The 13377-nt window shown below is 49.8% G+C and carries 9 protein-coding genes and 5 pseudogenes; 5 read left to right on the plus strand and 9 right to left on the minus strand.

Annotated features, from left to right (window positions below):
• A complete protein-coding gene (locus tag AC1MKH_RS25525) occupies window positions 1-1011 on the plus strand; it encodes a RepB family plasmid replication initiator protein (RefSeq protein WP_000200071.1) in 1011 nt (336 codons plus the stop codon).
• Between the two features lie 716 nt (window positions 1012-1727).
• Here AC1MKH_RS25525 and AC1MKH_RS25530 read toward each other — a convergent pair.
• The 6 genes and pseudogenes from AC1MKH_RS25530 to mrkD all read right to left on the minus strand — a co-directional run.
• Window positions 1728-2468 carry a tyrosine-type recombinase/integrase gene (locus AC1MKH_RS25530; protein WP_001515717.1) on the minus strand — a complete coding sequence of 247 codons (741 nt, stop codon included), beginning with the start codon at window positions 2466-2468 and terminating at the stop codon, window positions 1728-1730.
• 331 nt (window positions 2469-2799) lie between these two features.
• Window positions 2800-3130 (minus strand): annotated as a pseudogene (locus tag AC1MKH_RS25535) (type II toxin-antitoxin system RelE/ParE family toxin).
• On the minus strand, window positions 3117-3389 hold the full coding sequence (locus AC1MKH_RS25540) for a type II toxin-antitoxin system ParD family antitoxin (protein ID WP_153669782.1): 273 nt from the start codon (window positions 3387-3389) through the stop codon (window positions 3117-3119). Before AC1MKH_RS25540 ends, AC1MKH_RS25535 begins: the two are co-directional and overlap by 14 nt.
• Before the next feature lie 542 nt (window positions 3390-3931).
• Window positions 3932-4629 (minus strand): IS1 family transposase gene (locus AC1MKH_RS25545; protein ID WP_235424918.1). Its coding sequence is split into 2 segments (ribosomal slippage): window positions 3932-4380 and window positions 4380-4629, totalling 699 coding nucleotides; the frame shifts between segments, so codons are not numbered across the junction.
• A 116-nt stretch (window positions 4630-4745) separates the two neighbouring features.
• Window positions 4746-5381 carry a type 3 fimbria minor subunit MrkF gene (gene mrkF / locus AC1MKH_RS25550; RefSeq protein ID WP_000677445.1) on the minus strand — a complete coding sequence of 212 codons (636 nt, stop codon included), beginning with the start codon at window positions 5379-5381 and terminating at the stop codon, window positions 4746-4748.
• 13 nt (window positions 5382-5394) lie between these two features.
• Window positions 5395-6018, minus strand: a pseudogene (gene mrkD / locus AC1MKH_RS25555) (type 3 fimbria adhesin subunit MrkD); the annotation flags it as partial.
• 63 nt (window positions 6019-6081) lie between these two features.
• Here mrkD and AC1MKH_RS25560 point away from each other — a divergent pair.
• A complete protein-coding gene (locus AC1MKH_RS25560) occupies window positions 6082-6786 on the plus strand; it encodes an IS6-like element IS26 family transposase (RefSeq protein WP_001067855.1) in 705 nt (234 codons plus the stop codon).
• 33 nt (window positions 6787-6819) lie between these two features.
• Here the strand turns inward: AC1MKH_RS25560 and AC1MKH_RS25565 are convergent.
• A pseudogene (locus AC1MKH_RS25565) lies at window positions 6820-7161 on the minus strand (ATP-binding protein); the annotation flags it as partial.
• A gap of 517 nt (window positions 7162-7678) precedes the next feature.
• Here AC1MKH_RS25565 and AC1MKH_RS25570 point away from each other — a divergent pair.
• The 3 genes and pseudogenes from AC1MKH_RS25570 to AC1MKH_RS25580 all read left to right on the plus strand — a co-directional run.
• The gene (locus AC1MKH_RS25570; protein WP_008502232.1) at window positions 7679-9676 is read left to right on the plus strand and encodes a BCCT family transporter; all 1998 of its coding nucleotides are present in this window, start codon (window positions 7679-7681) and stop codon (window positions 9674-9676) included.
• 63 nt (window positions 9677-9739) lie between these two features.
• Window positions 9740-11017, plus strand: a complete 1278-nt coding sequence (locus AC1MKH_RS25575) for a DUF2254 domain-containing protein (RefSeq protein WP_053504456.1) — start codon at window positions 9740-9742, stop codon at window positions 11015-11017.
• Window positions 11018-11270: 253 nt separating this feature from the next.
• Window positions 11271-11459 (plus strand): annotated as a pseudogene (locus AC1MKH_RS25580) (Tn3 family transposase); the annotation flags it as partial.
• Here AC1MKH_RS25580 and AC1MKH_RS25585 read toward each other — a convergent pair.
• Window positions 11459-11740 (minus strand): annotated as a pseudogene (locus AC1MKH_RS25585) (IS6-like element IS26 family transposase); the annotation flags it as partial. The pseudogenes AC1MKH_RS25580 and AC1MKH_RS25585 sit on opposite strands and share 1 nt — an antisense overlap.
• A 71-nt stretch (window positions 11741-11811) precedes the next feature.
• Window positions 11812-13368, minus strand: a complete 1557-nt coding sequence (locus tag AC1MKH_RS25590) for an alpha-glucoside-specific PTS transporter subunit IIBC (protein ID WP_004098811.1) — start codon at window positions 13366-13368, stop codon at window positions 11812-11814.
• Window positions 13369-13377 lie beyond the last annotated feature (9 nt).

A 13377-nucleotide genomic window follows, 5' to 3' on the forward strand; every position in this document is an offset into this window, starting at 1 on the left:
ATGACGAGCGAAAATAACAGCTTACTTCTGAACCTTCAGGAAGTTGATAAGACAACCGGCGAAGTTGTTAAGCTGGATGTCAACAGCACCAGTACCGTGCAGCCAGTAGCGCTCATGAGACTCGGTCTCTTCGTCCCAACTCTGAAATCAACAGGGAAGAGCAAGGCGAACCGGAAAAACGTTACAGACGCGACTGAGGAGCTTGTACAGCTGTCTATTGCCAAAAGCGAAGGGTACACTGACGTTAAGATCACCGGTTCGCGTCTTGATATGGACACGGATTTTAAAGTCTGGCTGGGGATAATTCGTTCCATGTCGGAGTATGGGGTAAAAAGTGACACCCTGGAACTGTCGTTCGTCGAATTCGTTAAGATGTGCGGATTTAACTCCCGTCGTTCAAACAAAAAAATGCGCGATCGCATCAGTAATTCCCTGTTTAAACTTGCCTCGGTTACGCTGAAGTTCCAGAGCGAGACCAAAGGATGGACCACCCATCTGGTGCAGTCAGCCTATTATGACATCACCGAGGATATCGTTGAGATAAAGGCTGAACCTAAGCTGTTTGAGCTTTACCACATGGACAGAAGGGTACTGCTGCGGCTGAAAGCCATTGACGCCCTGCAGCGCAAGGAATCAGCCCAGGCGCTTTATACCTACATCGAAAGTCTTCCCCAGAATCCTGCACCTATTTCCATGAAACGGATGCGTGACCGGCTAAATCTCACCTCAAATGTCTATACGCAGAACCACACGGTGCGTAAGGCGATGGAGCAGCTGCGGGATATTGGTTATCTGGATTACACCGAGTTTAAACGTGGCCGAGCCACCTATTTCAGCGTGCATTATCGCAACCCCAAACTCATCAGTGGTCCTGTGAAGGTTCCGCGCAAAGAGGAAGAAGAGAAGGCGCCAGAGCAAAATTATGACGAAGTCATTAAGGCGCTGAAGGCTGCTGGCATCGATCCTCTTAAACTGGCTGAAGCCCTCTCAGCGATGAAGCCAGAAAATTGACTGCGATATGCATATCATGACTGCCGTATGCCGCTAAGGACATTCCATTGACTGTGATATGCATCACGCATACCGCAGTCAATGTTTATTCTCTATCATCTCTGCCCGGATCGAACAATATTGACTGTAATATGTGATTTGGGGTCGTGATACGCAGATATTGACTACGGCATACGGGTTAAATGGGGGTAATCCCTGGTCTGTTAACCATTCCATGGGTGATAACATGCCACAGTCAATTTTTCAGTAAAGCTCTATACCCCTTATGAAAATCTCAATCGGGTGCTGAGACGGTCATGTTACCTGACGGTATCCGTTCCCCTGTGTACTGCAGGTTTAGCCCGGAAGGATGAGACTGCAGCTGTCTGTATAACCCGGCGCCAGCTTCACACTGCTAAATGCGATTAGGAAACGGGAGCCGGATGGCAGAAAGGTGTTGGCCACAGATGGTGAATGACTTTCGCGGTTAACGGGATGATTTGCTGAGCTTCCAGGAAAAACGCACAGTGGGATGCACGGCCAGTATGCCTGCATTGTGCCCTGTCTTGACTGCGGTATGTTGATGCCTGCAGGATTGCAGGTCACCGGGTAAGACCATGGCGGTTCAGTCATCAGCATGATGGCCTGGTGTGCTAGAGCAGGGAGGGGGCTGAATGCTCTCTGCTCCTGTATTCCGTATTAGCGGAATACAGGACGTCATGCCAGGGCCGTCAATCTCAGCCGGCCGGGGGCAGGGAGCGAAGGATCTCCGCGGCATCTCGCCCATCACCGGTAAAGGGAACGGCCAGGGTGGCAGCCATGTCCAGCGCAAATACCCGGGTATAGACTTCCATCGAGCGCGGATCCTTATGCCCGGCCAGTGCCTGGATGACCTTCCTGGGCTGCCGGTGATAAAGCATGTGCATGATATAGCTGTGCCGGAAAGTATGCGGCGTTACCGGAATCGAAAAATGCACGCCGTCAGCTTCAGCCCGCTTCACCGCCTGTTTCAGCCAGTTGCGCATTGTCTCATCCGTGACCGGCCATAACGGCTCACGCCGGCGGGGGCGGGTGGTGACCATCCAGCTTTCCATCTGACGCACAAAACTGGCATCCGTCAGCGGTACCAGACGCACTTCATCTTTTGGCGGCCGGCCACGACGTGCCCGCACTTTTTCCGACAGCACCCGAACAAAAGGGCGCAGACCATCCAGGTCGAACGATTCCGGGGTGAGCGTCCGGGCTTCACCGATACGGATCCCGGTATTCCACATGGTGGCGAACAACATGTGGTGACGCTGGTCAGGCATATACCAGAGGAGGGCGCTCACTTCCGGCGCCAGGAGGTAAGCCGGCGTGGCACCTGTTGAGGTGGCCATCCGCCGGAGTGCCACCGCGGTCGCAAAATCAACGCCCGGGGCGATCGGCAGCAGAGAGACGCGTTCTGGTGAATTCTGCAAGGGAATGATGCTGTTCATGAGTTATTTTTCACGTAGCGCACGCACTGTTTATGGATACAGGTATTTTGCACCTGACGGGCCGATCCTGCCATGACAATAAATCGCAGCGCGCGGATCCTTTTGTTGTCTTATCCCGCATTATTGCGGGTAAAACCAAATGCGTAAAGGATCGTTTTTCTGCTCAGATCCTCCATGAAGCCAGTAATGACGCGGGTTGATGGCTGTTTTACGGTTTTTGGGAGAATTGGGGTAATGCCAGGACAAACAGGATCGAACAAAAAAAGGAAGGGAGCAGGGAAGGGGAGGATGCGCTACGTGAATTCTGACCTGGTACACCCCTGTAACCCTGTCAGTTTTCACGCAGCGCAATGTGGTTGCCGACTACTGCCCAGTTGAGATGACGGCCGGCATCCTGATGCTGACTTAATATACGGATAATAATAATTTCAGTATCAGTCTGCAGAAAATAAAGCATATGTCATTCAACGGGTAGTGCCAATATGTATTCCCCCAGTTCAGGACGGGGAGTACCGATATTATGAGCACTCCAAAACAAAAAAAAAGCGGAGAGCTGATTAATATATCTGTCGGCCCTCTCCTCACCGAAAATGGTGGTAGCCGTAATACCAGATATCCTCAAGATCCTGACTGGCTTTAGGTGTGAGTTTAACGTTTTTCACCGGCAGGCTTTGTGCCTGCTTTAACTTTTTTCAGGAACGCGTCCTTTTCCCACACCACAGGCTCGCCGCTGCTCAGGCCTTCTGCCAGTAAATTCCGCAGGGTCTGGAGACGTGATTCTGCCTGTTTCTCGCGAAGGAGACGAAGTGACTCGCGGATCACCTCACTCTGCGTACGATAATCACCTGATTCAATGAGAGATTCTATGAAGTCACGGAGTTCGTGTCCGAGATCCACTGTTATTGTTCTGGCGATATACAAGCCTCACGATTGTAAGTTTAAATCTTACAATCAGTTTGAATGATACTCAAAGGTGCGTCAAGTACTGAATATTTGGGATAAATGGAGGAATGTCAGAATGTAAGTAACAGAAAAGAGGACGGCTCCTGCTGTCATCCGTCCATCTTCAAAGTAAAGTTTCTTAGTGTGTGTGGGAATAATCCTTGTTTCTGGCAAAAAATGTTATAAACCAAAAGATAATATAATTAAGAACACTCAATATCTTCCTCATCATCGCGTTCATAGCGATTTCCAGTAATTATTCTTATATCTAGAGCTGAATGGAGCATCTTATGAATTTTCATCAGACTGGCACGTTTGATTTCATTTTTTGTTGTTGGTGTACTGTCTCTGAATGCCCATTTGTAAGGTGTCAGGCTACTAATCTTGAAACCTACAATTCCAACTGTATAAAGACAAAGCATTATTTCATTAATGACATCCTGTTCTCTTGATTCTCCTTCTAAAAATTTGTTTGCTGTAATAGCACATGGATCAGTAGTATTTTGGGTAATGACTCCAACTTATTGATAGCGTTTTATATTCAGATAATGCCCGATGACTTTGTCATGCAGCTCCACCGATTTTGAGAACGACAGCGACTTCCGTCCCAGCCGTGCCAGGTGCTGCCTCAGATTCAGGTTATGCCGCTCAATTCGCTGCGTATATCGCTTGCTGATTACGTGCAGCTTTCCCTTCAGGCGGGATTCATACAGCGGCCAGCCATCCGTCATCCATATCACCACGTCAAAGGGTGACAGCAGGCTCATAAGACGCCCCAGCGTCGCCATAGTGCGTTCACCGAATACGTGCGCAACAACCGTCTTCCGGAGCCTGTCATACGCGTAAAACAGCCAGCGCTGGCGCGATTTAGCCCCGACATAGCCCCACTGTTCGTCCATTTCCGCGCAGACGATGACGTCACTGCCCGGCTGTATGCGCGAGGTTACCGACTGCGGCCTGAGTTTTTTAAGTGACGTAAAATCGTGTTGAGGCCAACGCCCATAATGCGGGCGGTTGCCCGGCATCCAACACCATTCATGGCCATATCAATGATTTTCTGGTGTGTACCGGGTTGAGAAGCGGTGTAAGTGAACTGCAGTTGCCATGTTTTACGGCAGTGAGAGCAGAGATAGCGCTGATGTCCGGCAGTACTTTTACCGTTACGCACCACGCCTTCAGTAGCTGAGCAGGAGGGACAACTGATGGAGATGGAAGCCACGGGAGCACCTCAAAAACACCATCATACACTAAATCAGTAAGTTGGCACCATCACCCTGGTCGCCGATGATATTGCCATGTAAAAAAAGCCGGGAATTCCCGGCTTTTTAACGTCACTTAATTATAAACTAATTCCCACGTTGCCCAGCTGGTAATCGGCCCGCTGGTGGCGCTTTTCGGCGTTGGCGAAACATAGCCAACGTAATAGGTGAACAGGCCGCCGCTGACCGCGCTTTCCTGCAAACGCACCTGATTTTGCTGCGGGTCCGCCGGGACAATTTTATTACTCTTATCCAGCGTATTATTATCGTTAGTCGATAGCGCCAGATAAATATTCTGCGCTCCATCCGGCAAGGTATTGGCCAGATACCCGGCGTTTTCGTTACCGACCGCCGTCAGTAAAAAACCATCGACCCAGCGCACGCTGACCCGACGCACCTCATCCTGCGAGGCTGCCCCACCATCATGGCGCAGCTGGCAGTTTGACAGTGCCAGGGTAAACGGCTGCGGTTTCATAAACGCCCCGGCACCGCGATCGTGGACTTCCGCCAGGCTGACCGGCGCCAGCCAGACATTACCGCTGCCGGCATGCTGGCCGCCGTTTAGCGCGATGCTACAGGAAATATCCGTCACCCGCCCGGCAAAATCGACCCGTCCGCGATCGTAATTGGTCTCAAAACCCCACGCCGAGGGGGCGGCGAGGCTGCCGCAAAATAGCAGCCACGCGATAGTGTTTTTCGGCAATCCCTTCATTCCCCCTCCCGTATTAATCGTACGTCAGGTTAAAGATCATATGCGACTCCACCTCGCCGGTGCTGGTCGTCGGGCCATACTGATAAAAACGCGCGTGCAGCGGTATGGTGATGTAGCGGGTCTCCTGATTATTCAAGCGGCCGACGGTGTATTTCTTATTAAACTGCAGCGGGGAGCCATCCTTCAGCACCTGGATGCCAATGCCTTCCGCCATCCCGCTGCCGGCTTTTTCATTCAGCAAGGCGCCCATGGTAGCGGTAGTGCTGGTGGCCAGGGTACCGGAGAACGAGGTGCTAATGTTGGCATATCCCGTTTCACTCAGGCCGCCGCTGCACTGCAGGTCGATATTAAAATCCTTCCCGCCGGCGGTGGTGCCGACCCCTTTCAGGTCGGTGCGCCGGATGGAACCCACATCGACATTCATATTTTTCCCGCTCAGCACTGAACAGGAGGGCGAGACCACGGTGATGGCGTTGGCGCTCAGATAGGTTTCGAGGATCGGGTTACCGCCGCTCTCCCAGTCGTAGGAGGTGTACTTACCCGCCGCCAGGGTGCCGCTGCCGGTGGTTGCCGCGGTTTTGATAATCTCCAGCGTAAAGCGCGACCCTTCGAGGGAATAATAGTTGGTGGTGTGATAGGCACTGTTGCAAATAGTCGGTGGTGATAAACTTATCATCCCCTTTTGCTGATGGAGCTGCACATGAACCCATTCAAAGGCCGGCATTTTCAGCGTGACATCATTCTGTGGGCCGTACGCTGGTACTGCAAATACGGCATCAGTTACCGTGAGCTGCAGGAGATGCTGGCTGAACGCGGAGTGAATGTCGATCACTCCACGATTTACCGCTGGGTTCAGCGTTATGCGCCTGAAATGGAAAAACGGCTGCGCTGGTACTGGCGTAACCCTTCCGATCTTTGCCCGTGGCACATGGATGAAACCTACGTGAAGGTCAATGGCCGCTGGGCGTATCTGTACCGGGCCGTCGACAGCCGGGGCCGCACTGTCGATTTTTATCTCTCCTCCCGTCGTAACAGCAAAGCTGCATACCGGTTTCTGGGTAAAATCCTCAACAACGTGAAGAAGTGGCAGATCCCGCGATTCATCAACACGGATAAAGCGCCCGCCTATGGTCGCGCGCTTGCTCTGCTCAAACGCGAAGGCCGGTGCCCGTCTGACGTTGAACACCGACAGATTAAGTACCGGAACAACGTGATTGAATGCGATCATGGCAAACTGAAACGGATAATCGGCGCCACGCTGGGATTTAAATCCATGAAGACGGCTTACGCCACCATCAAAGGTATTGAGGTGATGCGTGCACTACGCAAAGGCCAGGCCTCAGCATTTTATTATGGTGATCCCCTGGGCGAAATGCGCCTGGTAAGCAGAGTTTTTGAAATGTAAGGCCTTTGAATAAGACAAAAGGCTGCCTCATCGCTAACTTTGCAACAGTGCCCTCTCGACCAACTTCCCATCCGCATACTTTCTTGTCCAAACATCCCAGAAGTCAGGGTCATCAGAATGAGGTTGCTGCTCTTTCGTCAAATTTTTCATTTTAACTAGGACAGGAAGTTCAGATGCCCAGCCCATCAGTATTGCATGTTGGGATGGTAATGAAGGTAGTTCACGGAGTAATCCTCGCAAATTATCAGGTACCATTTTATGAACTTGCTCCTGATCTTTGTCGTTACTAATTCGATGCAAAAGAAAAGTATTACATTGAGACAAAACCGTAGGTGATAACTCTGATGGTCGTTGTGAGGAAATCACCATACCAAGGGGTCAGTTTGGATATAGAGAATTATTGTACGGTAAGCCTGTTTTTTGAACAGGCTTACCTGTAGCAATAGGGTGTACTCCCGCGCTATACAGCGTTTTCAGGGGATTTTGTCTTAATCGGATAACCTAAATGCGATACAGCAAGAGCGACAACCTAAAAGCGATAGCCACTGACGATAAATCAATCACTTACGTATCCGAATTGGTTAAATAATGTGCTTAACGTACAAAAATTTCCGATCTCCAAACTGACCCCTTAAAGCCCGCTTTACGCAACATCAGACGTTAGTAAGTCATTCTCAATATTGCTCTAATCAAAGTGAATCCCCAGATCTGATGCAATTTATGCAAATCAAATGCTCCAGAAGACGGCTGGCAGACTATCAACAGGATATCTGTATGGCCACTCTTGCACTCTGCATTCCGATTGACGCCGCATCGTAAGTTGAAGTTTGCTAATCTTTGAGATGTAGTACCCTCTATACAGTGCGGATTTTAATTAATGGAATAAATGATTATGAGTGAAAATGATACAATCCAAAAGAAGTCTAAAAGCCAGATTAACAAAGCGGTATTCTTTACATCTGCTTTGTTAATTTTCCTTCTTGTCGCCTTTGCCGCTGTATTCCCGGATGTCGCCGACAAAAATTTTAAACTACTTCAGCAACAAATCTTCACGAATGCCAGCTGGTTCTACATCCTTGCAGTGGCCCTGATTCTACTGAGTGTCTCGTTCCTGGGACTCTCACGCTACGGTGATATCAAACTGGGTCCGGACCATGCGCAGCCTGATTTTAGCTATCACTCCTGGTTTGCGATGCTTTTCTCGGCAGGGATGGGGATCGGCCTGATGTTCTTTGGCGTTGCTGAACCTGTGATGCATTATCTTTCACCTCCTGTCGGCACTCCAGAGACCGTTGCGGCAGCGAAGGAAGCAATGCGCCTGACGTTCTTCCACTGGGGCCTGCACGCATGGGCAATCTATGCCATTGTGGCACTGATCCTGGCCTTTTTCAGTTACCGTCACGGTCTGCCTTTAACGCTGCGTTCCGCACTTTATCCCATTATTGGCGAGCGCATATACGGACCTGTAGGCCATGCGGTTGATATTTTCGCCGTTATTGGCACCGTCTTTGGCGTTGCGACATCGCTGGGGTACGGTGTTTTGCAGGTGAATGCTGGTTTGAATCATCTTTTCGGGGTGCCTATTAATGAAACGGTGCAGGTGATTCTAATCGTTGTCATCACTGGTTTAGCGACGATTTCGGTGGTGTCCGGCCTGGACAAGGGAATACGTATACTGTCTGAGCTCAACCTGGGCCTGGCAGTGCTGCTGCTGGCGCTGGTCCTGTGTCTGGGACCAACCGTGCTTCTGCTGAAGTCATTTGTGGAAAATACGGGCGGTTATCTTTCTGAACTGGTGAGTAAAACTTTTAACCTTTATGCGTATGAACCTAAGTCGAGCAACTGGCTGGGGGGCTGGACATTACTGTACTGGGGATGGTGGCTTTCATGGTCGCCGTTTGTGGGGATGTTCATCGCAAGAGTCTCGCGCGGTCGAACCATTCGCGAGTTTGTCACCGGCGTGCTGTTTGTTCCCGCCGGCTTCACGCTCATGTGGATGACGGTGTTTGGTAACAGCGCAATCTATCTCATTATGCACCAGGGGGCGGCTGATCTCGCCAATACCGTTCAGCAGGATGTCGCGCTGGCCCTGTTTAATTTCCTGGAGCATTTCCCGTTTTCTTCCGTGCTGTCATTTATTGCAATGGCGATGGTCATTGTCTTCTTTGTCACCTCGGCTGACTCCGGGGCAATGGTTGTTGATACGCTGGCATCGGGTGGCGTCGCTAACACGCCTGTATGGCAGCGAATTTTCTGGGCCTCGCTCATAGGGATTGTGGCAATCGCACTGCTGATTGCGGGGGGACTGAGCGCGCTGCAAACCGTGACAATAGCGAGCGCATTACCTTTCTCAGTGATTTTACTGATATCCATATACGGATTATTAAAAGCCCTGCGTCGGGATTTGACCAAGCGTGAAAGCCTGAGCATGGCGACTATTGCTCCGACTGCAGCGCGTAACCCGATTCCATGGCAGAGACGCTTGCGCAATATCGCTTATCTGCCAAAGCGCTCTCTTGTGAAACGCTTTATGGGCGACGTTATCCAGCCCGCCATGACGCTGGTTCAGGAAGAACTGAATAAACAGGGAACGATAAGCCATATAAGTGATACTGATGACGAACGAATTCGGCTTGAAGTCGATTTGGGCAATGAGCTGAACTTTATTTATGAAGTGAGACTTCGTGGCTATAACTCACCGGCTTTCGCCATGGCTGCAATGGACAATGACGAGCAGCAGGTTGAGCAACATCGATATTATCGCGCTGAGGTCTATCTGAAAGAAGGCGGTCAAAACTATGATGTGATGGGCTGGAATCAGGAACAGCTGATTAATGACATACTGGACCAGTACGAAAAACACCTGCACTTCCTGCACCTCGTTCGTTAATACAAAAATGCCGTCCTGCCGGGCGGCATTTATTTTCCCGAACTTAATACAAGGATATGCTGAATGATTTTACGCTGGCAATGGATTCTCAGGCAGACACTTAAAAAGCTATGGTTCAGGGCAACGTTATTTGCAATGGTAGCAATAATAACGGCCCTTTTATCTATTCTTTTTAGATCAATGATCCCAGAGTCAGTATCAGTGAAGGTTGGTGCGGAAGCAGTTGATAATATTCTGAACATACTGGCATCGAGTATGCTGGCGGTGACCACATTTTCACTGAGTATCATGGTCACCGCTTACGGTTCAGCCACTACTAATGTGACGCCCAGAGCCACGCGTTTAGTTGTAGAAGACGTAACCACACAAAATGTACTGGCCACTTTTATCGGTTCTTTTCTCTTCAGCCTGGTAGGGATTATTGCCCTCAATATGGGAGCCTACGGAGAAAGGGGTAGAGTCATTTTATTCATTGTAACACTGGTTGTCATTGCCTTAATAATCATCACATTGCTTCGCTGGATACAGCATTTGACCTCTCTGGGCAGGGTAGGTGAGACAACAGCAAAAGTAGAACAGGCGGCGATCGAGACATTTATTGCGAGAGCAAAAAGTCCATGTCTTGGCGGATATCCATGGCTTGAGAACAATGAACAACCAAAAGGAACTGTTGCCGTATATCCGGAGAAAATTGGCTATGTTGAATATATTGACATGGTCAAGCTCGGCAGTCTGCTGAGCAATGATCCTCGTCATGTATATCTTGTGGCGCAGCCAGGCAGTTTCATACATCCATCGATGCCAGTTTTGTACCTGAGTTCTGGTCAGGAGTCATCAATCTGTACCGATTTACTTGAAACGATCATTGTCTCGGATGTGCGTTCATTTGCTCAGGATCCCCGATTCTGTCTCAGCGTCATGGCCGAAATAGCCTGCAGGGCCCTTTCGCCCGCAGTAAACGATCCCGGTACTGCGATTGATGTCATTGGCAGAGGTGTTCGAATACTCTCCGCTTACGCGCAGAATAAAATAGATGAAACTGAAGTGATATATCCTTCAGTACATGTTGCGCCACTTCAGATCAAAGACCTACTGGAAGACTTTTTCTTACCTGTTGCACGTGATGGTGCGAGTATGAGGGAGATTCAGATAAGAGTCCTTAAAGGACTGTCTATGCTGAGTAAGGGTTGGCCTGGGATGTTTGCTGAAGCCGCACATATACTGGCATCTGAAACATTAGAGCATGCAACTCGTACTGGTCATATAGCCCATGACGAATATCTTATAAAATCAATTTATTATAATTTATTCAGTGGCGAAAATCCTAATAAAAAACCATAGTTGCGGGACAAAGGATTTGTCCTCTGGCAAGGTGAAAGCAAAGCATTCCAGTGAGAATGAGCGTCTACTTTGAGCTGTGATTTCAACTGATGGACGCAACACAATTATTGAACTCACAGCGTGAAGCGGACGTAGCTAATTTTGCACAGCCCTCGATTAGAAAATTTAAGAATCCAGCCTTCAATGGTGTCATGGCGACAGGCAATACCCCAGTCCAGTGGCATATGAAGCCACATTGTCGCTGCCGGGAATTTGTTTCACCCATTATCGCACCGGAGAACAGGCAGAAGACGAAGCAGCGCTTATGGCAGCGATCCTTGCAGATGCAATGAATGCCGGAGCCGAACGAATGGCACAGAGTTCACGGGATGTCACCATTCACCGGATGATGGTCATGGTGGAGCGTCATTTACGCGCTGCAATCTATGCATCTACCACCTCGGCCCGGTACAGATACGTCCAGCGGCCATTGACCTTCACGTAGGTTTCATCCATGTGCCACGGGCAAAGATCGGAAGGGTTACGCCAGTACCAGCGCAGCCGTTTTTCCATTTCAGGCGCATAACGCTGAACCCAGCGGTAAATCGTGGAGTGATCGACATTCACTCCGCGTTCAGCCAGCATCTCCTGCAGCTCACGGTAACTGATGCCGTATTTGCAGTACCAGCGTACGGCCCACAGAATGATGTCACGCTGAAAATGCCGGCCTTTGAATGGGTTCATGTGCAGCTCCATCAGCAAAAGGGGATGATAAGTTTATCACCACCGACTATTTGCAACAGTGCCCGCAAAACCTATGCCCGTATCAATTGCGTCATTTCTTCGCGAACCTGCGGTACGGTTAAGCCGACAATAATTTGAAAGCTATCACCATTACGTACCATGTTTACTGCACCATGCTCTTGAAAATATTGCGTTTCCGCTACTTTTTCTGGCTCATGTACCTTGATACGTAACCGCGTGGCACAATTGGTGAGCAATGCTATGTTGTCTTTGCCACCCAGTCCTTCAATAAACGCACTCGCTTGCCCGCCATCAATCACACCGCTCGATGAATCGTTTTGTTGTGCCCCCTTATAGTCGGCTTTGGTATAAAGCTTCGCCTCTGCGCTGCCCCGGCCGGGCGTGGGGATATCAAATTTCACAATCAGCGCGCGGAACACCACAAAGTAGATAGCGGTGAAACTCAGGCCGATGAGCACTTGCACAATATATGTGTCGCCATGCAAGCTGCCTAGCGGTAGCCAATTTTGAAAAATAAAGTCGATAAGCCCAGTCTGGAAGTTACCTGAGACACCAAACCAATAGGCAATGGTTGCCATGGTTGCCGCCAATACCGCGTGGAGCGCAAATAATGCCGGTGCGATAAACAGGAAGGTAAACTCAATAGGCTCGGTGATCCCAGTAAGAATGGCCGTCAATGCCGCACCAAGCACCAAGCCGAGCACCATTTTCTTGTTTTCTGGCTTCGCGGTTGCGTAAAGCGCCATAGCAATACCCGTACAACCAAAGACTTTCCCCATCCCAGTCAACATCAAGCCACCTTGTGGGAATTGCTCGGTTAAGGGGGCTGGATTGCTGGCAAAGTTTTGGATATTTTGAATCCAATGAGCCACTGTGCCGCCATCCACCGCTACAGGTCCATAGAATACGGGGCCATAGACAAAGTGATGCAGCCCCGTTGGGATCATAATCCGCTCAAGGAAAGTGAACATCCACACCCCGAATGAACCCGCACCGACTAAAAAGGTTTGTAGATTATTAATGCCGTGCTGAATACTTGGCCAAGTAAAACAGGTGATGATCGCCATGAGTACTATGATCGGAAAACTCACAATAACCACCAAAGGTGTGCCACCAAACACTGCCGCCCAGTTTGGCAGTTTTTTGTCGAAGAAACGGTTGTGAACCCAAACGGAGAGGCTAGCAATTACGATGGCGCCCAATAGGTTAGTATCCAAAGTAAGTATACCGCCCACATCAGTAAGCCCACGCTCACCCTCCACATAGTTCACCCCAAGCTCAGGTCCCCAGAACTGTAAAATGCCACCAATCACATAATTAAAGGTGATGTATGACACCAGTGTTGCAAGCACTGCGCGCCCGGATGCAGATTTTGCTAGTGCTATCGGTAACCCTACCGCAAACACCAAGGCCATATTTTTAAACACCGCCAACGAGGCTTGGAGAAGGATAGTTGACACTTTTACCCATGCACTACCTTCCACTGCCCAAGGAAAGAGATCTTGGTTGAGTAGCATCACCGATAAGCCTAATAACATACCGGCTGCAGGAAAGAGGAGCACAGGGACAAACATTGCTGCGCCAAAGCGCTGGATAATATCTTTCATGATGATCCC

The sequence above is a fragment of the Pseudocitrobacter sp. CD920760 genome, assembly GCF_057782505.1.